Genomic DNA, 21,794 nt, shown 5'->3' with positions numbered 1-21,794 from the left:
TTAACGGGGCGCCTAAGATCAAGATCAAATGCAGATCAAGAGCGGCTCGCTTCGCATCGTGGTTACTGGTGGCTGCTACGAAGTTGTGTAGATACCCATGGCTATCGGGGGCAAGCCCCCTCCCACATTTTAGAGCTGCTTGAATCAGGGTTATGTGCCTGTTCAAAGAATCGGCTTGCCCCCCGTCACGCCATAGCGCTCGCCAGAGATGTAACTGCCTTCATCCGACGCCAGCAACACATAGATGGGCGCCACTTCCACCGGCTGGCCTGGGCGGCCCAGTGGCGTGTTGCCACCGAAATGCTTCACCGACTCCTCGGGCATGGTCGACACGATCAACGGCGTCCAGATCGGCCCCGGCGCTACGCTGTTCACCCGAATGCCACGCTCGCCCAGCATCTGCGCCAGGCCGGCGGTGAAGTTGGCAATGGCACCCTTGGTGGCCGCATAGGGCAACAGGGTCGGGTTGGGCATATCGGAATTGACCGACGAGGTGTTGATGATCGAACTGCCTTGCGCCATATGCGGCAACGCTGCCTTGCAGATGCGAAACATCGCCGTGATATTGACGTTGAAGGTTTTCACCCAATCCTCGTCGGGAATGTCCTCCAGAGACTTATAGGTCATCTGGAATGCAGCGTTATTGACCAGCACATCGATACGGCCGAATTTCTCGACGGTGTCATTGACGATCGCCGTGCACTGCGCCGCGTCGCCCAGGTCGCCGGGCAGCAACAGGCACTGGCGCCCTGCCGCTTCGACCCAGCGAGCGGTCTCCTTGGCGTCCTCATGCTCGTCCAGATACGACACCGCGACGTCCGCGCCTTCGCGAGCAAAGGCAATTGCCACCGCACGCCCGATACCGCTGTCGGCGCCGGTGATCAACGCAATCTTGTTGGCCAGGCGCCCCGAGCCTTTGTAGCTTTGCTCACCGCAATCCGGCACCGGGTCCATCTTGCGCTGGTCGCCCGGAACGGGCTGCTGCTGGGGATTGAAGGGTGGTGTTGGGTAGTGGTTCATCGGATTCCCTCCTGTGTATGGATACTGTTGCGAGGGCGTGCCGAGCGCGATAGTTCAGAGCAATTTTCATAAAATCGGATAACCGTTGCCGTGGGTTTGCGCCATTCGGGTAGGCGCATGTCCTCACGCACCGGGGACGGCTCATACCAAACACGACTTCTTTTAACCACTCATCTCGGATGCTCAATATCGCACCAGTAGTATGATAGGTTCACACAAAGATTCTTCTGGAGCCCCCATCATGGCCACTGTACGAAAAACCATCACCGTGACGGATCAACAAGATGGCTGGATAAAAGCACAAATCGAAGCAGGCCATTACACCAATGACAGCGAGTACATCCGGGACTTGATTCGTCGCGAACAAGATCGTAGCGCGCAAGTGGAGGCCATTCGCGCTGCGTTGCTTGAAGGTGAAGCCAGCGGCGAACCTCGGCGCTTTGATCCTGCGGCGTTCAAACAGAGGATGCTGGACGCCCATGGCTGAATACCGTCTTTGGCGCAATACCCTAAGACAGCTCCGGCTTGTGACCAAATCCGTAGTGGCTATCGACGGCGCAGTATTGAGCAGCACATGATTTACTTCAGGATCACTACGTATGGGATTTCAATCATTCGTATCCTCCATGACCGGATGGATACAACCCGCAAGCTATGACACCACGAACCGTCCACTCGGTAGAGTCGAATAGAGATCGAAATGGCTGACGCACAACTACCTCCCGCCACGCCCCAGTGGCTGATCCGCCAGGCCCAACCCGACGACGTACACGCCCTGGTTGAACTGGACGCCTACGCGGCTGCCCATGCCCACCGCCGCGTATTTATCCACGACGCCGTGGTTAACCAGCAATGCCTGGTGGCAGTCAGCGACCACGCGTGCGCCGGGTACCTGGTGCTCACCCACGACTTTTTCGATCACGGCTTTATTGCCCTTGTGGTGGTATCACCGACCTGCCAGCGCCAGGGTGTGGCCCTGCGCCTGCTGGCGGCGGCCGAGGCGGCCTGCAAGACGCCGAAGTTGTTCGCCTCCACCAACGCCTCCAATCGCGCGTCCCAGGCATTGATGACAAAGGCCGGATTCATACCCAGCGGGCAGATCGAGAACCTCGACGAAGACGACCCCGAGTGCGTGTACGTCAAATTCCTGCGCTGATCTGCATCAGGCCCAGGCGATCACCCACGCCGCCAGGTAAAGGCCCACACCAAACACGCCATGATTGATCAGGCTGCGCAGTCGGTTCTTGCCTGGCGTCGGCGTCCTGGACGATGCAAACCCGGCCCCCATGGCCGGCTGTATCACAAACAGCGGAACGGCCACTGTCACAACACCCCACGCCAGTGCAGGTACAAAGGTCGGCGCCAGCAACCAGGCATCGCCTTCAATCCACACCAGCACCCACGCGAACACCACTCCGGTGACGTAATGCGCGATCCAACCCAGGGCTACTTCACCTCGAACGGGAAGCGCTTGCCCAATGCTTGAATGCGCAAATCGCCCCCGGCACGCATGGCCGACCCAACGCCCAACGAACGCAAAATTCAGGGTCGGAACGCCAAGCACCTTCATCAGCAGCATCCACATATCCATCACCACGGTAGCCCCTGCCCCCAACAACACCACCTGTGCAACCCCTTCCAGCGCTGTCATACCTACCTCTTAGTCATGGACCCATTCAACCTGCGCAGGCATCATAGAAGTTGAAGTCAACTTCAAGTCAATGGTCTGTCTATGGATATCACCGAGGTCGTCAAACGCACGGGCATTGCTGCCCATACGCTGCGTTTTTATGAAAAGAAGGGGTTGATTACATCGACCAGCCCGCCCGGTGCTCGCCGTCATTTCGCAGCAGCGGTCGTTGAGCAGTTGGCGGTCATCGCCCTCGGGCGGGCGGGTGGCCTGTCGCTGGACGAGATACACGCCATGCTGTCACCCAATGGCCAGGCCAATGTGGATAGAGCGGTGCTGCTGGCCAAGGCCGACGAGATTGATGCCACGGTCAAACACCTGCAGGCGATGAGCCGGGGCTTGCGCCATGCGGCCGCCTGCCCTGCCCCCAACCACGCACAATGCCCGACTTTTCGCCGCCTACTCACCATCGCAGCAGCAGGAACCTTCAAGCGCGGCAGCGCCGGTCTCGCCAGGGTTCGGCCTGCTCACTCAAACACTGAGGCACTATGATTCGCCACTTTCAACCTGCCGACCTGGAACCCGTCCTGGATATTTGGCTGCAAGCGTCCATCCTGGCCCACCACTTTATCGCCCCCCCCTTCTGGCATGACCAACTGGGCGCCATGCGCGAGGTCTACCTGCCCAGCGCCGTGACCCGTGTGTTTGAAGCCGACGGGAAAGTGCTGGGCTTCAGTTGCGTATATGAAGACACCCTGGCGGCGCTGTTTGTCGCGCCTGAGCATCAGGGCAGTGGTATCGGTACACAATTGCTCAAGGACGCGCAGGCAGCCAGAACCTCACTTCAACTGAGCGTGTATTCGCAGAATGTTCCCAGCCTTCACTTCTACAAGAAGCACGGTTTTACCGTATTCAGAGAGCAACGGGACGAACACACAGGTCACCTTGAAACAGTGATGGGCTGGGCGCCTGATGGATTATTTGACCCACTGCCCTGATTACTCCAACCCGTATTGCACTCGACCTTTCCCATAAACGCCGCCAGCGCCTCCGGATCAGGCAACGGCGCCGCACTGATCAGCACGTTGGGCACATGGCACCACGCAAGCGCGGGCGAAGCGCGTTCGCCCTGACCATAGATCAATACATGACGAATCTGTGGGTTGTCCCTGATGAACCAGAGCAAATCGAATTTCACGCTGTGCGCCAGGGCGGCATTGATGATCAGCACATCCAGCGGCGTATCGCCGAACTCCACAGCACTGAGGACTTCATCCAGCCGGTGTATCGGCGCGATACGGTAATAGCCCAACTGGTTCAACGCCCGCTCGATTTTCAAGCGGTAGAAGTGCTGCCCATCGGCAATCAGAATACGTAGCGCTTTATTGGTCATGTCCCCACCACTCACTGATAAATGATCGTGAAGGTTGCCGACGCATTCGCCGGCCCCGGCGTAACCTTGGCCCCGGTTTGCAGGTAGCGCGCGCGCAGCGGGATGGAATAACTGCTTTCGGTACTCCTGAGGGACAGGCCCGCATTTCGGTTGCTCGCCAATGGCAGGGCAACGCCGTTGCTGGTGGCGACCTGAATGCCGACGCCAGTCGCGGCAGGCGCATTGCCGGCCGTGCTCGGGTCGAGGCTCAGAATGCCGTTGCTTGCATTGATGGCCGTCCGAGCCGGGTCGATGCGGTATTGCAGTGTGTTGTTGACGCGGGTCCCGCTGGTGCCGGTGCCGGTGGGTGAGTTACCGCTTTGTGAAATCCAGCCGGGACCGGTAGTGGAAAACATGCCGTTGAACGCCGGGCAGTCATTCAAGGCGATGGCAAAATCCGTCCAGCCCGTGCTGCTGTTAAGGCCAGTGAATTTATTGACCAGGTGTGTGCCCATGGGCACCGAGACATCCGGTGTACTGCAGGTTCGCGAAACAATCTGGATGCTGCCGGAAATGCCCATCCTGAAGCCGTTCATTCTGGCGTCGCCGAAATTGCCGAACAGACTCACAATCGGCAATGTATTGCCCACCAGCACACCCGGCGTCACCTCGCCAATCTTGATCAAGATCAGCTCAAAGTTCGAAGGCCCGTCAAACGGCACGAGGCATCGCCACCCGGGCGTACACGTGGTCCATGCCTTGGCGCTTTGCCTGGGCAGCAGGCCACCGTAGCTATTGAAAGCAACGCCCAATCCGGGAACGCTGGTTCTGTAGACCTTATTGGCATAGGTGCCAGTGGTCATATTGGCAAGGGCATAGCTGGATTCAACCGTGAGTTCGGTCCACTGTTGATACGGCGCGAAAAGGCACTCAAGCTTGACCGCCTGGCCTGTCGCCATATTGAATCTTTGACGATAGACCTCAGTGCCCACCGGCACATCACGCCCGACGGTGATCGCCGAGATCTGCAACGGCATGGAGCCAACGGCAGGCCGGACACCGTCCATGTAGGAACAGGTGACCGCCATGGCCGTGCCGGCCGAGGCCCACAAGGCCATGCCCAGCAACCCCAGTTTGATAAAAGAACCGATGTTCATAACGCTACCTTTTGCTGGGTGTTGGGCTGCACGCTGTCAGCGACCTGTTTGCCGGCCGCACACACGGCGTCCACTTGTTGCAGCTGTTGCCCATCGCCAGGGCCTGGCGGGATCGTCAGGGCGCACTGCTGCTGCGCCCGGCTGCCCCAATTGACCAGCAAGCGGCGCGTCTCGGGTTTGATCCGCGCATACAGTTGCCCGCCCTGCCCGACCACGCCCACGGTGGCCCCCTCGCCGTCGGTCACCCCCGCGCCGAACGGCAGGCTGCTGCCGTCGTCCAGGCGCACATTGAGCAACACCGCCCGGCCCTGGTTGGTGGTGTATTTGAGGTGCACGACTGCACCGGCACGCGGCGCGGTCTGCTGGCTGGTTTCGCTCAACTCAACGTCCAGGGAACTGCCGATCGGGTCGATCGCCACCTCGTTCAACTCATACGGGCGCAGGTACGGCACCACGGCGTTGCCGCTGCCGTCGAGCCTCAGGCCCGGGTAGCCGGAGACCTTCGCCCCCTCGGCGCCTGGCGCGCTGACCACGGCCATGGTTTCGCCGCGGTAAGGCGTCATGGTCACACCATCGCCATGGGCCACTACCGTACCGCTCGCGCCCACCGATGCGCTGGTATAGCCATCGCCTCGGCCCAGGGCGGCACTGAGCATGGCGCGGGCGCCGGTGTACTGGCCGTTGAGGGCGGCACTCTTGGTGTTGCTGGCGCCGTCATGACCGAAGGTGGCGCCATAGCCATATTGGCGATCCTGGCCGGCAGTGCCGCTGATACCCGCCTGCTCGCTGTAATTGCCGCGAGTGTCACGGCCCAGTTGTGCGGTGACTTGCGGCCCATAGCCCGAGCCGCCAAATTCGAGCGGCATGCTCATGGTCAGCAGAAAACTGTTTTCCATATCGCCCAGGCCCATGCGGCTGCGGTTGGCATTCACGCTGAAACTCACCCGGTTGAACTGCTTGCTGTAGCTGAGCTGGTACTGCACGTCGCTGCCCTGCTGGTTCCAGTAGTTCTGGGCATAGCCGCTGATCGACACCTGGCCCCAAGGCCCGAAGCTCTGGTCGGCGGTGAGTGACAAGCGGCTGCGCGGGCGGCCGAACTGGCTGGTGTCCCAACCGTTTTTCTCGGCATCGAGCAGCTGCACGGCATTGCTGAAATCCAGGTAGTCACGGGTGGAAAAACGGTAGGCCGCCACCGAAAAGTTACTGCCGGTGCTAAGAATGTTCTTGCTGTAGGACAGGCGCATGCTCTGCCCCTTCGCCCGACCGGCAGCCAGGTCGGTCTGGGCGTGTGTCACGTCCACCGCCAAGGCGCCGATCGGCGTGCCGAACGCCAAGCCTGTGAGGACAGCCGCGTAGTGATCGCTCGATTGCACACCGCCGAACCCGGTGAAGGTGTTGTTCAGGCCATATTGCAGCGTGCCTTGCAGCAGGCGCGTCTGCTCGTCAACGAAGTTGTTGCGGGTTTCACCGGCGGTAACGCTGAAACGTGACGTGCCAGGACGCAGCAACTGACTGACCGAGGCATAGGGCACGATAAAGTTTTGTTCGGTACCGTCCGCCTCGGCCACGCTCACGTTGAGATCGCCCCCGTAGCCGGTGGAGTACAGGTCGTCAATCACGAAGGCGCCGGGGGCGACCGTGGTTTCCAGCAGCACGTTGCCGGCCTGGCGAATGGTGACGCGCGCATTGGTGCGGGCGATGCCACGAATAACCGGCGCATACCCGCGCATGGAGTCGGGCAACATGCGGTCATCACTGGCCAACTGCACGCCGCGATAAGACAAGGTGTCGAAGATCTCGCCGCTGGTGTTGGACTCACCCACAGTCAGCTGGCTTTTCAGCGCAGTGATATCGCGTTGGGCGTAGCTGTCCAACGCCTGGTACTGGCTACCGTTGCGCGATTGCCAGCCTACCGATGCATTGTGACGCAAGCGCCAATCGCCAAGGTTGAGGCCGGCATTGAGCCCCAGGAAGGCCGAGTCATTGTTGCCACTGCGGGTGCGGTTGCGATTGGCATTGAAGTTGTAACTGAGCAGGCCTGCGGTGACGCCACGGTCCCACAGTTCAGGGCTGACATAACCCCGCGAATTTCGCTTCAAGGCCGCCTGGGGGATGCTGAGGTCGAGCGCCTGGTTCTCCGGGGAAAAGTTCGCACTGGCACCCTGGATCAAACTGCTCAATGCCGTGCAACCTGGACCGTCAAGCGCCTGGCTGGCTTCGGGCGACAGTTTGGCGATGTTCACGCCCTGGCGCTCAAGCAAACCATGGTCCATGCACACCACCGGCTTGCTGCCGTCAGGCTGGGCCTCGATACGTATGTCCTGGCGACTGTTCAACTGGCCGTTGAGCACAACGTCCGCACGGTACTGCCCAGGGGTCACCGGGTTACCGGCCTGGTATTTGCCGAGGTCGAGATTGCGTGAGTCTTCCGGCAGGAATGCATCGTTGAACTGCACCTCTTGCGCCATCGCGGCGTGTACGCCCCAGGCGCCTGGCGTGACGGCCAGTACCTTGAGTATCAAGCGGGTGAGCGGATTCAGGGCGAAGCGAGGCTGCGCCCCCAGAGGCGGCCTGGAGCGGGAAGAGGTCTGCATAAATGACTCGCGGGTAAAGACGTCAGGAATTGATCAGGGCTTGAGTGCTTTCCGAGTCGGGATCAGCGCGCCGTAATCGTTGATTGCGCTGAACTCCACCTGTGCGCCTGCGGCGGGTGGGGTTTTAAGAGTCGGCAGCGGAAATTGCCGGGTTTGACCCGGGCCCACCATGCCGTCCTCACTGCGCGCGCGCTGACCGCCGGCCACCAGGTCCAGCTCGACCAGCGATACGTGAAACGCCGACGGGTTGAACGCTTGCAGGGCAAGGCCCTGGCCATCGCGGGCCGCAACCAGTTGCCATTGCACCTGCTCGATCGCTTCGCTGGCGGTGCCTGCAAGACCGGTCGGGCGATAGAACAATTTGATCCGCGAACGGAAGGCCATTTGCAGAGTGTTCAGGTCTTCCCCAGCCTCGGGTTTAGGCGGAATTTCCAGCACGTTGAGCCAGAAAACCGACTCCTTGTCCTGGGGCAGCGCTGTCCCCGTGAATAGCACTCGCAGGCTTTGGCCCTTGGTCGGGTCGATACGCGCCACCGGAGGCGACAGCAGAAACGGCGCCTTGGAGCTGGTGGGGGTGGACTCCACACTGCCGGTGTCAATCCACGCTTGCATCAACGCGGGTTGAGTACCGTTGTTATTGAGTTTTACCGTGACTTCTTTCTGGTCCGCCGGGTAGATCACGCGGGTACCGGTGATCACTACACCTGCCAGCGCCTGGGAACACCCAAGTGCCACAAGGCTTGCCAGAAGCAATTGTTTAAATGCAAGTATGCAAGGCATGACTTAGTCCCAATGCCGCCCCGAAAACACGCCCTTTAAATAAACAACAGGGCGTGCCTTCATTACCGGCGACTTACTGATAATTGATGGAGTAAGTCACGTTGCTGATAACGGTGCCCGGCGTGGTCGCGGCCTGGGCATAGTACTGAACTGCGTATGGCAGGTCTGCGCTGAGTGAGGTGGCATCGATGTCGATACGGCTGGTGGACGCCACTTGTGCGGTGTCACCGGCTTTGATGGCCTTGCCATTGGATGCGTCGACCAATTGCAGTTGGACCTTGGTGGCACCACCGCCGATGTTCTTCAAGTTGCCGCTGGCCGGGTCAACCGAGCCGCCGGCTTCAAAGAATGCAGCCGCGGTTTTCAGCGCTGCCGAGCATTTGCTCAACTGAATGCTGAAACCGGTCTGGCCCGCCACCTGACCAGCAGAGGCCAGGGAAGCAGTGGAGATAGTCGGCAGCGTGACGGTGGTGCCTGCCGAGCCGGCCGCCCCATTCACTGCAACCTGGCAGGTCTCGGCCTTCAGTTCACCGTTGAAATTGATGGTGCCATCCGAAGCCATGGCAGCGGAGGTGGCGGTTGCGGCGACCAATGCAGCGAGGACGCGGGCTTTGTAATTCATGAGTAACTCCGAGAGAGCGATATACCAGGTAAGTGAAGAAGTTTCCGGTGCTGGATAACTTCTGTGTTGTTGCGCAGTGAAGTGTAGGGAGTCCGCGCAACACCCAATATAGGAGTGCTCCTAAAAACAACTAAGCCACTCAATATTTTCAACAATTAACGTCTGTTTCGCTCGGCAAAAACTTACGCACTTCAACTTATGTTATTTGTTGGGAGGGTCACTACTTCGTCTATAGGAGTGGTCCTAAAAACCAGGCTGTCGAGGCAAGACGCGTTATTCAATAACCGGCCGCAGCCCAGTCTTGCGCCATAAGATTGAGTTGATCCGCAACCGCTACGGTTGGCCAGTTCACTTCATCGTGCAACAACGACTCGATCCCTTCGGCGCCGGCCGCTATCGCAGTCCAGCCTACCGTCTGTGCAGCCCCCTTTAGCCGATGCGCCGCCTGCAGGGCAACCGGGCGATCACGCAGGGCAACAGCGCTGAACAGACGGTTCAGATCCTGGCGCAGTGCTTCTTGCTGCCCTTCCCGCTCTTGCCCTGAGGCAGCATGCACCTGCGCCGCTGGTATCAGGACCTGATCGCACCACAGCTCGATCATTTGCTGCAATTTGTCCTGACGCACCGGCTTGCTCAGCACGCCGTCCAGGCCGGCCTCAAAACAGCGTTCAAGATAGTCATTACCTGTTACCTGCGACATCGCAATGATTGGACAATGCCCGCGCTGTTGTTGGCGCTCCACGTCGCGCATAGGGCCGCTCAGGTTGAACGCCTGATGCTCATCGATCAGTACCAGATCGACCCTGTGCTGATTGAAGAGCGCCAGCGTCTCGTCACCCTCGACCGCCAGCCGTACGCCCAGGCCAAAACCTTGAAGCAGGGCCTTTACTGCTTGCTGATCGGCATATTCGCCTCCCGACACCAGCACCCATAATGAAACCTCCCTGGACGCCGCATCAGGATCTGCTGCCCGCACAGGCGGCTCAAGCGCTCCAGCCCACTCGACGGGCAACCTCACTTCGACCTGGGTGCCGCTCCCCGGGACGCTGCTCAAGGTCAGCTCGCCGTGCATCAACTTCACCAAACGGCGACAGATCACCAGCCCCAAACCGGTGCCGCCACTGCGCTTGAATGATTGCCTGGCGCGGGCATAGGGCCGAAACAGAGCAGCTTGCGCCTGGTCGGACAAACCAATGCCGGTGTCGACCACACGCATCAACACGTCTGAACTGGCCCCCGGCTGAGTGTCCGGCGACAGCAATTGCACCTCGACCCGGCCGTGCTCGGTGAACTTGATGGCGTTGGAGATCAGGTTACGCAGCACCTGGGCCACCCGCTGGTCATCGAGCAGTGCTGAAGCGACTGGGCGCTGGCCAGTCAATGTCAACGTCAGGCCCTTTTCCTCGGCATAGCCTCGGTAATCATCCACCTGCTGTTGCAACAGTGACCACAAGTCCAGCGGCTCAGGATTGAGCTGCAATTGCCCGGCCTCCATCTTGGAGATATCCAGCACATCGTCTACCAGGCGCAGCAAGGTATTGGCGCCGGTATTGGCCAGGTCCGTGAAGTGCCGCTGCTGTTCGTCCAGAGGGGTGTGCTCAAGCAGCTCGACCGCCGCCAGCACTGCATTCATGGGCGAGCGCACTTCATGGCTCATGACCGCGAGGAACATCGCTTTCTCGCGCTCACGCTGCACCGCGCGCCGCCGCTGGACCCGGCTTTGCCACACCAGCGTGATGAGCAACAGCACAATGGCCAGCAACAGCCACAACTCACCCGCGTAATGTTCGGCGATGGACCTGATGGTCGGGATATCCAGGTTCATGTCGGCAAACCAGGCATCGAAGATCGCCTTGCGCTCATCCCCGGTGATGGAGGCCAATGCCTTCTCCAGGATCGACAGCAGGACCGCATCGCTATCGCGCACCGCCATGCTGACGCCGGTGTGCAGTTGCGGCACCACGCCGGATATCTGCAAGACGCCCTGGTACTGGCGGGAAAGATACGGGATCAACAACCACTCCGAAGCGATAGCGGCGTCCGCCTTGCCGTCCTTGACCATCGCCATCATGTCGACCGCGTTCTGGGCGGCGATGAGCGTGACCCCTGGCGCCTCTTCGCGCAGGAAGGCGCCATAGACTTCGCGACCCAACATGACCAAGCGTTTGTGGGCAAGCTGTTCCAGGCCTGCCAGGGGCTGATCGCCAAAGCGACTGACAAGGATCGTCGAACTGGTGTTGTAAGGCAGGGTGTAAAGCATCCCACGATCCTGGGCCGGGTCGTCGGAACGACGTCGAGTGGACAATATGTCCACCTCACCGCTGATCAGCATCTCCTTGCGCGCACTGCGCGTGGTGGTCAGCACCGGCTCGAAATGCAGACCGGTACGCAGTCCGATCAGCCTCAGGTACTTGGCCGACAGACCGCGCAATTGGCCGCCGCTCATGTATTCGAATGGCAGCAGGTCCTCGAACACACCCACACGCAGTACCGGATGGGCGGCGATCCAGTCCACCTCCTGCTGCGTCAACACCATCGGTGGCGAACTGGCGTACACGCCTGCCGACGCCGGAAGGCACACCAATGCCAGTACCAGCAGCAGGCGCCTCATCAGCGGGCCGTCCGCTGCGCACGCGTCGCCGGCAGTATGTCGAGCACTGTATCGCCGCTCAACGCGGCCCAATGCTGCAACAACGGCCGCAGGGCTTGGGCGTGCACCGGTCCCCACTCTGTTTCGCCATACAGCAGACGCTCCATGTACTCGGCGGCCTGCGCCAGTGCCGACCACTCCATGATCAACGCCGCACCGTGCAATCGATGAGCCACGTGTTGAGCCGATTCGCGGTCGCACAGGGCGATGGCTTTGACCAGGTTTGCCAGGTCACCGGCCATTTCACGGTTGATTGCGGCTTGATCCAGCAAAGGCGCCATCAAGCTGGTACTGGGGGCGGCCAGCTTGACCCCGCACCAGCGTTCAATGACTTCGCACAGCTGCCCAAGGCGTATGGGCTTGCTCAGCGTCGCGTCCATGCCCGCCTCAATACAGCGTTGAAGATGACGGTCGCCGGTCAGGGCAGAGATCGCGATAATCGGGCTGCGTGTGCGCCCCAGTTGTATTTCCAGGGCGCGCAACCTGCGCACCAGGCCATAACCGTCTTCATCGGGCAAATCACAGTCCATCAGCACCAGGTCGTATACGGTTGCCCTGAACAGCGGCCAGGCTTGCGCGGCGTCGGCCGCGATCACTGGCTGGCAGCCGAATGCACTGATCTGCGCACGCAAAACCTCCTGGTTCGCATAGGTATCTTCCACCACCAGAATCTGCAGGCCGCTTACGGTTGGCAGGGCTGAGGGTGCCGCTTGCGGCATCAAGACCGGTGGCTCCTCGCCGATGCTCACCGGTAAGCGAATAGCCACTGCCGTGCCTGAGCCCTGCTCACTCGTCAGCGTCAACGTCCCCTGCATCAAACCCACCAGTTGCCGACAGATCATCAGGCCCAACCCGGTGCCCCCTGTGCGCCGGGAAGACTCTCGGGCCTGGGCATAAGGACGAAACAGGGCGGCCTGCGCTGCGTCTGAAATACCGACTCCACTGTCGCGAACCTCAATCTGCAATTGCGCGGTGCCGTCCGCTGAAACCGCTAACGCTACGTCGATGTCGATACCGCCCGTGTCGGTAAACTTGATGGCGTTGGATAGCAGGTTATGAAAAATCTGCGTGAGCCGGGAGCTGTCGAGCAGCAACAAGGGCAACTGCGCCTGGATATGGCAGTTCAAGCTCAGGTGTTTTTCCCGCGCACGCAGTCGATGCAGGCCAACTACACCTTGAACCAATGCCTCAATGTCGATTGCCTCGACAGCCAGCCTTGGCGGTGTGGCAATCGCGCCAGGCCTGTCCAAGACATCATCCAGCAGTCGCCCCAGCGCGTTGGCGCCACTGTTGGCCAAATGGGCCAAATGGCGCTGTTGCTGGTTGAGCCGGGTGTGCCCGAGCAATTCCATTGCCGCCAGCACTGCATTCATCGGTGACCGGATTTCATGCCCCATCACCGCCAGGAACATGGTTTTTTCCTGCTCGTTACGCACCGCCAGGCGCCGTTGACGCTGGCCTCGATACAGCAGTGCGCACAGGCTGACCAGCACGAGCGCGCCAAGGATCAACACATGCAAATAATGGGCGGCGATACTGGGCAGCGATGGAACATTCAGGTCCAGATCCTGGTACCAGCGCCCATACAGCCGGTTGCGTTGCTCGACGGTGATGGAGGCGAACACCTTCTCCAGTATTGAATACAGCATGACCTGGTCTGTACGGGTCGCCATGCTCACATCCAGCACCTGGCTGCCGAGCACACCGGATACTTCCAGAATGCCCTGGAACCGTTGATACAGATAAGGCGTTAGAAAGATGGCTGACGCGATTGCCGCATCGGCACTGCCGTCTTCAACGCTGGTCAGTATCTCCAAGGCTGAAGCGCTTTTTTTGAAAGTGGCCTGCACCCCTTTTCGGCGAAAGATCTGCTGGTAATACGTACCATCGGGTATCGCTACGGTCTTACCATGCAATTGGTCAATATCGAAAACATCGGGGCTCTCGACACGCGTCACAATGACCGGTGAGGTCGATTCGTAGGCAAGCGTTCGAAGCCCCTTGGTAGTGGGTTCAGACCTGAAGCGTAAATAAGACGACAGCAGGTCAACCTGGCCTTCCAGCAACATTTTCTCGCGCTCGGCCAGCGTTTTTCCAGGTACGAACGTGAACTGAAGGCCGGTCGCGGCCGTGACGAATTGCAAATACTCTATCGACCGCCCGCGCATGACTGCGTCGCTGATGTATTCGAAGGGCATCAGGTCTTCGACCACGCCGACCCGTAATACTGGATGCGTCTGGACCCAATCCTTTTGCTCTGCACTCAGCTCGACCGGACCGGCCCTTGCAGCAGGCACCATCATTATCAGCAAGCTACATAACGCCACGGTACACAGCGCCCTTTTCATGGAGTACCGATGATCTTGTTGAGCTTGAACAGCTCATTGTTAGACGTCACCCCAAGCTTGCGGAATGCAGAAGTTTTTTGCGTGCTGATGGTTTTGATGCTGCGATTGAATTTCTCGGCAATTTCACTCACGGTCATGCCTGCCAGATAACAGCGAATGACTTCCTGCTCGCGGCTCGTCAATTCCGCCAGGGCCAGCGCATCGCGCTCCACGTTGGTGCTTTCACGCGTCTCACCCGTGACCGTTTCCGCCAAGCGATAGGTCATGTCGGTGTTCAAATACACGGCGCCCGCTGCGACTTTGCGAATCGCTTTCACCAACTGGCTCATGTCTTCGCCCTTCCCCACAAAACCACGTGCGCCCACGCGCATGGCCAGGCCCACTGTCGCCGGATCATGATGGCTGGACAAGATCAGAATATGGCATTCGGGAAATTTGACGCGCAACGCCCGGATCAGTGATACACCGTCCAACTCATTGGGATTAAGAGAGAAATCCAGCAGTAGTAAATCTGCCGGTGCCGTAACAAGGCCGGCAATCAAGTCGCGACTTTTTTCATAAATGCCAACCACTTCAAAGTTCGCCTCGGCTGCCAACGTATTGGCAAGGCCATGTCGAACGACGGCGTGGTCATCCAATAACGCAATGCGTATGGTTTTCATCGTGATCGTACCCTCTCGGCCCGGCGCGCGCCGCACCGTCGAAACACAGGGATAACTCATCGATACAACGTCTAATACGCACATGAGTATATGCAATAACCGCAAAATGACACGCGCACAGCAGATGAATCCGCACCGCTCAAATTCCTTCGATAATATGCCTGATCCTGAATAACTCATTGTTCGACATCACCCCCAACTTGCGAAATGCGGCGGCTTTTTGCGAACTGATGGTTTTGATACTGCGGTTGAATTTCTCGGCGATCTCGGTGATGGTCATGCCGGCCAGGTAACACCGAATCACCTCCTGTTCACGTGCAGAAAGGCTGACAAAGCGCAGGGCTTCATCCCGGCCGTTAGCCTCGCCGTCATAGCTCACGGCGGTGGCCTCCGCCACGCGGTAGGCCATGTCCGGGCTCAAGTACACGGCGCCTGAGGCCACCAGCCGGACCGCGCAGATCAACTGCTCCATGTCTTCGCCCTTGCCCAGAAACCCGCGTGCGCCCACCCGTAACGCCAGGATTGCGGTCGCTGCGTCATGGTGCGTGGAAAAGATCAGGATCCGGCAGGCTGGAAACTTCACGCGCAGCGCGCGAATCAACGAAATACCATCCAGCTCGCAGGGGCCCAGCACAAAATCCAGCAGCAATATCTCGGCCGGTGCTGTCGCCAGCCCGGTTATCAGGTCACGGCTACGGCTGTACACGCCGACCACTTCAAAATCCGGTTCCTGTACCAGTCGATTGACTAAACCATGTCGTACAATTGCATGATCATCCAGCAAAGCAATGTGTAAACGTTTCATAGATCAAGGAACACTCTTTATAACGAGCAAAAAGACGAGAACAGCAACTTTATTGACTGTTAATTGGTTCTCGACTTCTCAAGCGCAAGTTCGCCAGCCGAGCTGGCCACGCCTCAGCAGCAGGACATTCAAAAGTACTGAACAATTGAAAAATCAGACGATGCGAAACTTAATGCAATTGCATTCAGATGAATATCAGACTGCTCTTAAAAGCGTAGGGCTCACTCAGCCAGCGATGTACCGGGACTGCTCTGTTGAATCACAAAGTTGAGGAAAGCATCGATTTCCATTGGCCGCGCCAAGGCATAGCCTTGTCCGATCCGGCAGCCCAAACGGTGCAGCAGCGGGATCGTCGACTCATCCTCGATCCCCTCCGCCACCAGGCTCAGGTTGAGCAGCCGCGCCCAGTTGACGATGCCGGCGATGACATTGCGCGACGAGGAATGCTGTTCGACACCCCGGACAAACGAGCCATCGACTTTCATCTCGTCAAACGACAGGTTTGCCAGTAAGGCAAAGGTTGCCGCCCCGGTACCGAAATCGTCCATCGACACCTGGAAACCCTTGGCCCGAATCGCAGTTAACGAAGCCGACAGGTGCAGCTCATTGGGTTCAGGGACGTCTTCGGTCAGCTCGATCTTGAGCAGGCGATTGGGCAGCTCTGCCTGGCGCATTCTGGCCGCCAGGCGATCGGCGAAGTTGGGCGTACAAATCGTCTTGGCTGAAGCATTCACGGCGATGGGAATCTGGATGTTCGCGCGTTTGAGCGACAGCATGACCTTGATCGTCCACATCTCCACCAGGCTGAACAACAGTAAATCCAGGCCCAGGCGGTTGACCAAAGGCATCAGTACCGAAGGCGGTACTTCACCAAAGCGTGGGTGCTTCCAGCGCACCAACGCTTCGGCCCCCACAATGCGTCGGCTGAGCAATTCGAACTGCGGTTGAAACACAAAGCGCAGCCCGTCGCCGGTCGTCAGCGCATGGATCACCTCATCTTCGGCCAGGGCGTCGAAGGTGTTTTTGCGTAGCGAGGGGTCGGGTTGCACGCGGGTCAGTACCGTGGCGCGCAATGCATCGCCCAGGTCCAGGGTGCCGCCTTCGCGCACGATCTCGACGAAAATGCCCGCCGCCCTCGCCAAACGGGCATGGGACTCCAGGGCGCTGACGGCGACTCCACCCATGTACTTGACCCACAGCGGCTTGGCCGACCTTTCACGTGCAGACGTACGTGCACCGTCAGCGGCCCCACCCGGCGCGCCCAGCGTGGTTTCGCCCATCCAGAAAATGCCTGGAAACTGGGCCAGTTTGCCTGACTCGTGACGGGCCTTGAGCAAGCTCGGCAACATCAAGCCATCGCCGCATTCAGGACGAATTTCACACACGATGACATCGACCGGATAATCATCCAGCCACGCTTGCAGCGCATCCAGGGAGTCGACGTTGGCCAGAGGCAGAACGCCCAAGCCACTCAAGGCGGATGCAAGCCGATGTGCGCACGCCGCATCGGATGCCAGCGTGATTACACGTAACGCGCTGAACTCGTTGGGCACGGCGACATTTAGGATCATGACAAGGATTTTCCCGAGACTATTTCTTCAGGGAAAAAGCTTATCAGCGCCAAAAAAGAAACAAATAGGACTGGGACTAAAAGCCAGGGTGGCTGCCATCAGCCTTTATTGAGCCGCATCCGCCCCATCACGCATACGCCGGATATCCCGTAAGGGCGGCGCGCCAAACAGTCGCTTGTATTCGCGGCTGAATTGCGAGGCGCTTTCATAGCCCACCAGGCTGCTCGCCTGGCCTGCGTCCAAGGCCTGATTGAGCATCAGTTGCCGCGCTTCCTGCAGACGCATCTGCTTCTGGAACTGCAAAGGACTCATGCCGGTGATATCGCGAAAATGCTGACGGAATGTCGCTGGGCTCATATGCGCGTGTGCCGCCAGAGCGTCCAGGCTCAAGGCTTGCTTGAAGTTTTTCCTGAACCAGGAAAGCGTCTTCGCCATGCGCTGACGCGGCGTACCGTCGCCGATGATATGCCGCAATTGGGCGCCCTGAGGGCCTGCCAGCAAACGCACAATGATTTCCTGTTGCAGCAGCGGTGCGAGCGACGCAACCAGTTGCGGCTCATCCAGCAGCCTCACCAGTCGCAACAAGACATCCAGCAGCGCCGGCTGCAGCACGTTGACGGAGATAGGTTCGTAGCCGGCCTCGGGCGACAGGGTCGACTCCATTTCGAAGGCCACTTGGGCGATCTGCGCAATGTCCAGGGTCAACATCATGCCCAGCAGTGGCTCGCGTCGTGAGGCGCGTGTGACGTGGGCAGTGACCGGTAGGTCGAAGGTCGACAGCATCAGTTGACCAGGGCCGTAATTGAATAACCTGTCACCGACCATGATGTGCTTGTGGCCCTGGGTAATGATGCCCACGCCCAGGCTGTAGATGCACGGCATCGGCTCGCTGACACCGTGCCGGCGGTGCAACGTCAGCGCAGGCAGCGCCGTTGCAAAGTCACCGTCGGTCCTGGCAAAGCGCTCGATAGCGTTAGACAACTCTGCAATCGGGGACATACCTGCGTCTTTCAATCGAATCACCCTGCCTTGGCGAATTACCTGCCTGAATCGACAAAGGGTAGCAGTAAGTATTGCCGGTAAAAATGCTGATTTGCCCAATCCTGCGGTTCAGGCAAGTAATCGTCATTTTTGTGCAAACGCTGGCCGCGCGGCTCACCTAACCTGCCTGTCTTGCACCGTGAGTTCGCCTGAAGGACCATAATTATGAAAACAGGACTGATCGCCTTTCTCCTGGCGTTGCCCATTTCAAGCATGGCGCTGGCCGACAGCACAGGCGCTCCCCTGCCCGCTGCCGGTAGCGTCAGTAAAGCCGAAGGCTTGAAAGCCTGGCAGCGGATCGAGGCGGTGGTGACGCATCCGCGTTGCGCCAACTGCCACGTCGGCCCCGATAACATTCCCATGTGGACGATAGCCGGCGAGAACAAGACCCGCCCGCACGGCATGAACGTCCACGCCGGCGACTCGCGAATCGGCGTGGAGACCCTGTCTTGTTCAAGCTGTCACGCCAGTTCCGCCACGCCGAACGTCGCCGCACATATGCCGCCCCACGTCGGCCTGCCGTGGCAGCTTGCCCCGGTGGCCTTCGAGTGGTTCGCAAAGACCGGCGCCCAAATCTGTACACAACTGCGAGACCCCAAGCGCAACGGCGGTCGGGATGCGGCGGGCCTGGTCGAGCACCTGCACCATGACGCCAAGGTCGACGGCTTCATTCCCTGGGCCTGGGCGCCAGGGCCTGGACGCTCCACCCCACCCGGCAGCTTCGAGACGCACGTGCAGGACATGACCGTGTGGGGCGCCGCAGGCCAGCCCTGCCCTGAATAAGCCGTTGCAATACTAACGAGTCGGAGAACTCCTTGATGATCACGCTTAATATCAATGACCAGGACATGCGTGTCGACGTCGCCCCCGATACGCCATTGCTGTGGGTGCTGCGCGACACCTTGCAACTGACCGGCACCAAATTCGGCTGCGGCATGTCGCTGTGCGGGGCCTGTACGGTACACCTCAATGGCCAGGCCGTACGCGCCTGCGTTACGCCCGTGTCGGCAGCAACCGGGGCCAGGATCGTCACCATCGAAGGTATCGGCCAGACCCCGACTGGCAAAGTGGTCCAGGACACCTGGCAGCGCCTCGACGTGGTGCAGTGCGGTTATTGCCAATCCGGCCAGATCATGAGTGCCGTGGCCTTGCTGCAAACCAATCGCGCACCTTCCGATACCGACATCGACCGGACCATGGGGGGCAACGTCTGTCGTTGCGCCACCTATGTACGTATTCGTGCGGCCATCCATGAAGCGGCCAAGTCGCTGGCCTGAGCAACGAGGTAATCAGCATGATCCGGTCTATCGAAAACCAAAGCCGCCGTCGCTTCCTCAAGGGTACGGCGGGCCTTACCCTGGCCATGTACTTGCCCTGGTCGGTGGCCGATGGCACCAGCGGCAAAGACCGCCAGGGCACGTTCGAGCCCAACGCCTTCCTGCGCATCGGCGAGGACAACGTCGTCACCGTCATCTCCAAGCACCTGGAAATGGGCCAGGGGGCCTACACCGGCCTGGCGACCCTGGTCGCCGAGGAGTTGGATGCCGACTGGGCACAGGTGCGCGTGGAAAGCGCCCCGGCCGAATCGCGTTACAACAACTCGCTGTTGGGCATGCAAGGCACTGGCGGCAGCAGTTCCATCGCCAATTCTTGGGAGCAACTGCGTACAGCCGGCGCCACCGCACGCGCCATGCTGGTGTCTGCCGCGGCCTGGTTGTGGAAGGTGCCGGCGCAGGAAATCGAGGTCGCTGATGGTGTGGTTCGGCACCCGGCTTCAGGCAAACAGGCGACACTGGGCCAGTTGGCCAAGCTCGCCGGCGAACAGCCGGTACCCGCCGAGGTCAAGCTCAAGGAGCCCGGTGCGTTCAAACTGATCGGGCGCCAGCGCCTTGCGCGCAAGGATTCGGCCGACAAGGTCAATGGCAAGGCGATTTACACCCAGGACATTCATTTACCTGGAATGCTCACCGCAGTGGTCGCCCATGCGCCGCGCTTCGGGGCCAAGGTGAAATCCTTCGATGCCAGGGCGGCCCTGGCCCTCCCCGGCGTCATGCATGTGGTGCAGGTCCCCAGCGGTGTCGCGGTGGTGGCAAAAGACACCTGGAGCGCCAAGAAAGGCCGTGACGCCCTGACGGTTGAGTGGGACGAAAGCGGCGCGTTCAAGCAAAGCTCCGGGCAGATGCTCGAACGTTATCGCGAACTGGCCAAAACCCAGGGCACAATTGCGCGCGACGAAGGTGACGTCATCGCCGGTCTGGCAGGCGCGGCGCGGACGCTGCACGCCGAGTACGATTTTCCGTTTCTCGCCCATTCGGCCATGGAGCCGATGAACTGCGTGGTCAGCTTGACCAAGGACGGCTGCGACACCTGGCATGGCGCGCAGATGCAGTCACATGTGCAGAAGGTGCTGGCGCAGTTGTTCGACTTGCCACCTGCGCAGGTTCGCGTGCACACGCTGTACGCCGGCGGCAGTTTCGGTCGGCGGGCGAGCAAGGACGCGGACTACGTGCTGGAGAACGCACACATCGTCAAGGCCATCGATGGCAAGGCCCCGGTGAAGCTGGTGTGGCTTCGCGAGGACGACATGCAGGCCGGCCACTACCGACCGATGTATCACCACCGCTTGAGCGCCGGCCTGGATGAGCAAGGCCGACTGATCGCCTGGCAGCACCGCCTGGTGGGCCAGTCCGTATTCGCCGGCTCGCCCTTCGCCGCCTTCATCAAGGATGGCATCGACTCCACCTCGGTAGAGGGCGGGTCGACGCTGCCGTATAGAATCCCCAATCTGCGCGTGGACCTGCACACCCCCGACGATATCCCGATACCGATACAGTGGTGGCGGGTAGTGGGCCATTCCCATAACGCGTTTTCCACCGAATGCTTTTTCGACGAGCTCGCCCAAATGGCCGGGCAGGATCCGGTGGCCTGGCGCCTGGCAATGCTTGAGGGGCACTCCCGTCACCTTGAAACGCTCAAGCTGGTAGCGTCGAAGGCCGGTTGGGACCAGCCGTTGGCACCCGGCAAACAGGGCGAGCGTCGGGGCCGGGGCGTGGCGTTGCATGAAGCCTTTGGCTCGGTGGTAGCCCAGGTGGCCGAGGTGACCGTGCAACGCGATGGTACCTTCAAAGTGGACCGTGTGGTCTGCGCGGTGGAATGCGGCATTGCGGTCAACCCCGATGTCATTCGCGCTCAGGTTGAAGGTTCGGTGGGTTTCGCGCTCTCCGCGGCCCTGCGTGAAGCGATCACGTTGACCGACGGCAAGGTCGACCAATCCAACTTCCACAACAACGAGCCCCTGCGCATCTATGAAATGCCTGAGGTGCTGGTGCATATCGTGCCGTCGGCAAGCGTGCCGTCCGGCATTGGCGAACCGCCAGTGGCACCGCTGGCGCCTGCGCTGGTCAATGCCCTGGCGGCGGCCACCGGCACGCGTATTCGGCGTCTGCCCATTGGTGATCAGTTATCGGTTTGAAGCCTTGTTCAGGAACCTTTTCTTGAATACACAATCTGTGCATTTCCCTTGCGACCTAATTTGAGAACTA

Annotated in this window: 20 protein-coding genes and 1 pseudogene; 8 read left to right on the top strand and 13 right to left on the bottom strand. The window is 59.9% G+C overall.

Translation table 11 applies throughout. From position 1 onward, the window contains the following. Positions 1 to 162 precede the first annotated feature (162 nt). Positions 163 to 1,020 (bottom strand): SDR family oxidoreductase, encoded by an 858-nt coding sequence (locus tag E4O97_RS26675; RefSeq protein WP_032876588.1) that lies wholly within the window; start codon positions 1,018 to 1,020, stop codon positions 163 to 165. A gap of 241 nt (positions 1,021 to 1,261) precedes the next feature. Between E4O97_RS26675 and E4O97_RS26670 the strand changes: the two genes are divergently transcribed. From E4O97_RS26670 to E4O97_RS26660, 3 genes and pseudogenes are all read left to right on the top strand, one after another. Continuing rightward, positions 1,262 to 1,507: a type II toxin-antitoxin system ParD family antitoxin gene (locus tag E4O97_RS26670; protein ID WP_078821010.1), complete on the top strand. Its 246-nt coding sequence runs from the start codon at positions 1,262 to 1,264 to the stop codon at positions 1,505 to 1,507. A gap of 9 nt (positions 1,508 to 1,516) precedes the next feature. Further along, positions 1,517 to 1,678, top strand: a pseudogene (locus tag E4O97_RS26665) (type II toxin-antitoxin system RelE/ParE family toxin); the annotation flags it as partial. A gap of 42 nt (positions 1,679 to 1,720) precedes the next feature. Continuing rightward, on the top strand, positions 1,721 to 2,176 hold the full coding sequence (locus tag E4O97_RS26660) for a GNAT family N-acetyltransferase (RefSeq protein ID WP_078821009.1): 456 nt from the start codon (positions 1,721 to 1,723) through the stop codon (positions 2,174 to 2,176). Between the two features lie 6 nt (positions 2,177 to 2,182). Here E4O97_RS26660 and E4O97_RS26655 read toward each other — a convergent pair whose 3' ends face one another. Then, positions 2,183 to 2,671, bottom strand: a complete 489-nt coding sequence (locus tag E4O97_RS26655) for a DUF2938 domain-containing protein (RefSeq protein ID WP_078821008.1) — start codon at positions 2,669 to 2,671, stop codon at positions 2,183 to 2,185. 81 nt (positions 2,672 to 2,752) lie between these two features. On the opposite strand from E4O97_RS26655, the gene E4O97_RS26650 reads away from it, so the two are divergent. Together E4O97_RS26650 and E4O97_RS26645 are read left to right on the top strand one after the other, a co-directional pair. Continuing rightward, complete coding sequence (locus E4O97_RS26650) at positions 2,753 to 3,202, top strand: helix-turn-helix domain-containing protein (RefSeq protein ID WP_078821007.1); 450 nt, start codon at positions 2,753 to 2,755, stop codon at positions 3,200 to 3,202. Next, positions 3,199 to 3,648, top strand: a complete 450-nt coding sequence (locus E4O97_RS26645) for an N-acetyltransferase (protein WP_078821006.1) — start codon at positions 3,199 to 3,201, stop codon at positions 3,646 to 3,648. Before E4O97_RS26650 ends, E4O97_RS26645 begins: the two co-directional genes overlap by 4 nt. Here E4O97_RS26645 and E4O97_RS26640 read toward each other — a convergent pair. From E4O97_RS26640 to E4O97_RS26590, 11 genes are all read right to left on the bottom strand, one after another. After that, the gene (locus E4O97_RS26640) at positions 3,591 to 4,043 is read right to left on the bottom strand and encodes a response regulator (protein WP_179119818.1); all 453 of its coding nucleotides are present in this window, start codon (positions 4,041 to 4,043) and stop codon (positions 3,591 to 3,593) included. The two genes, E4O97_RS26645 and E4O97_RS26640, sit on opposite strands and share 58 nt — an antisense overlap. Positions 4,044 to 4,054: 11 nt before the next feature. Next, positions 4,055 to 5,179, bottom strand: coding sequence for a fimbrial protein (locus E4O97_RS26635; protein ID WP_078821005.1), 1,125 nt, complete (start codon positions 5,177 to 5,179; stop codon positions 4,055 to 4,057). Further along, the gene (locus E4O97_RS26630) at positions 5,176 to 7,773 is read right to left on the bottom strand and encodes a fimbria/pilus outer membrane usher protein (RefSeq protein ID WP_194440461.1); all 2,598 of its coding nucleotides are present in this window, start codon (positions 7,771 to 7,773) and stop codon (positions 5,176 to 5,178) included. The genes E4O97_RS26635 and E4O97_RS26630 overlap by 4 nt, the downstream gene beginning before the upstream one ends. Before the next feature lie 33 nt (positions 7,774 to 7,806). Next, a complete protein-coding gene (locus E4O97_RS26625) occupies positions 7,807 to 8,553 on the bottom strand; it encodes a fimbria/pilus periplasmic chaperone (protein WP_078821003.1) in 747 nt (248 codons plus the stop codon). Between the two features lie 73 nt (positions 8,554 to 8,626). Beyond that, positions 8,627 to 9,175, bottom strand: a complete 549-nt coding sequence (locus tag E4O97_RS26620; protein ID WP_078821002.1) for a fimbrial protein — start codon at positions 9,173 to 9,175, stop codon at positions 8,627 to 8,629. 277 nt (positions 9,176 to 9,452) lie between these two features. Then, positions 9,453 to 11,786, bottom strand: a complete 2,334-nt coding sequence (locus E4O97_RS26615; protein ID WP_216091154.1) for an ATP-binding protein — start codon at positions 11,784 to 11,786, stop codon at positions 9,453 to 9,455. Beyond that, complete coding sequence (locus E4O97_RS26610; RefSeq protein WP_248162759.1) at positions 11,786 to 14,128, bottom strand: ATP-binding protein; 2,343 nt, start codon at positions 14,126 to 14,128, stop codon at positions 11,786 to 11,788. Before E4O97_RS26610 ends, E4O97_RS26615 begins: the two co-directional genes overlap by 1 nt. Positions 14,129 to 14,169: 41 nt before the next feature. Next, the gene (locus E4O97_RS26605) at positions 14,170 to 14,835 is read right to left on the bottom strand and encodes a response regulator transcription factor (RefSeq protein WP_078820999.1); all 666 of its coding nucleotides are present in this window, start codon (positions 14,833 to 14,835) and stop codon (positions 14,170 to 14,172) included. Positions 14,836 to 14,974: 139 nt separating this feature from the next. Continuing rightward, a complete protein-coding gene (locus tag E4O97_RS26600) occupies positions 14,975 to 15,640 on the bottom strand; it encodes a response regulator transcription factor (protein ID WP_078820998.1) in 666 nt (221 codons plus the stop codon). 221 nt (positions 15,641 to 15,861) lie between these two features. Continuing rightward, positions 15,862 to 17,211, bottom strand: coding sequence for an EAL domain-containing protein (locus E4O97_RS26595; RefSeq protein WP_248130755.1), 1,350 nt, complete (start codon positions 17,209 to 17,211; stop codon positions 15,862 to 15,864). Positions 17,212 to 17,316: 105 nt separating this feature from the next. After that, positions 17,317 to 18,210, bottom strand: a complete 894-nt coding sequence (locus E4O97_RS26590; RefSeq protein ID WP_122735686.1) for an AraC family transcriptional regulator — start codon at positions 18,208 to 18,210, stop codon at positions 17,317 to 17,319. Between the two features lie 207 nt (positions 18,211 to 18,417). Between E4O97_RS26590 and E4O97_RS26585 the strand changes: the two genes are divergently transcribed. Genes E4O97_RS26585 through E4O97_RS26575 form a run of 3 tightly spaced genes read left to right on the top strand, consistent with a single transcriptional unit; the run spans position 18,418 to position 21,724 of the window. Next, positions 18,418 to 19,035: a hypothetical protein gene (locus tag E4O97_RS26585; protein WP_078820995.1), complete on the top strand. Its 618-nt coding sequence runs from the start codon at positions 18,418 to 18,420 to the stop codon at positions 19,033 to 19,035. Positions 19,036 to 19,070: 35 nt separating this feature from the next. After that, a complete protein-coding gene (locus tag E4O97_RS26580; RefSeq protein ID WP_078820994.1) occupies positions 19,071 to 19,529 on the top strand; it encodes a (2Fe-2S)-binding protein in 459 nt (152 codons plus the stop codon). Between the two features lie 17 nt (positions 19,530 to 19,546). Next, complete coding sequence (locus tag E4O97_RS26575; RefSeq protein WP_248162758.1) at positions 19,547 to 21,724, top strand: xanthine dehydrogenase family protein molybdopterin-binding subunit; 2,178 nt, start codon at positions 19,547 to 19,549, stop codon at positions 21,722 to 21,724. Positions 21,725 to 21,794 lie beyond the last annotated feature (70 nt).

The organism is Pseudomonas sp. W15Feb34 (assembly GCF_023127765.1).
GTDB classification, from domain to species: Bacteria; Pseudomonadota; Gammaproteobacteria; order Pseudomonadales; family Pseudomonadaceae; genus Aquipseudomonas; species Aquipseudomonas synxantha_A.
The sequence above is the reverse complement of the archived record's forward strand: the minus strand, read 5'-3'. Positions and strand labels throughout refer to the sequence as shown.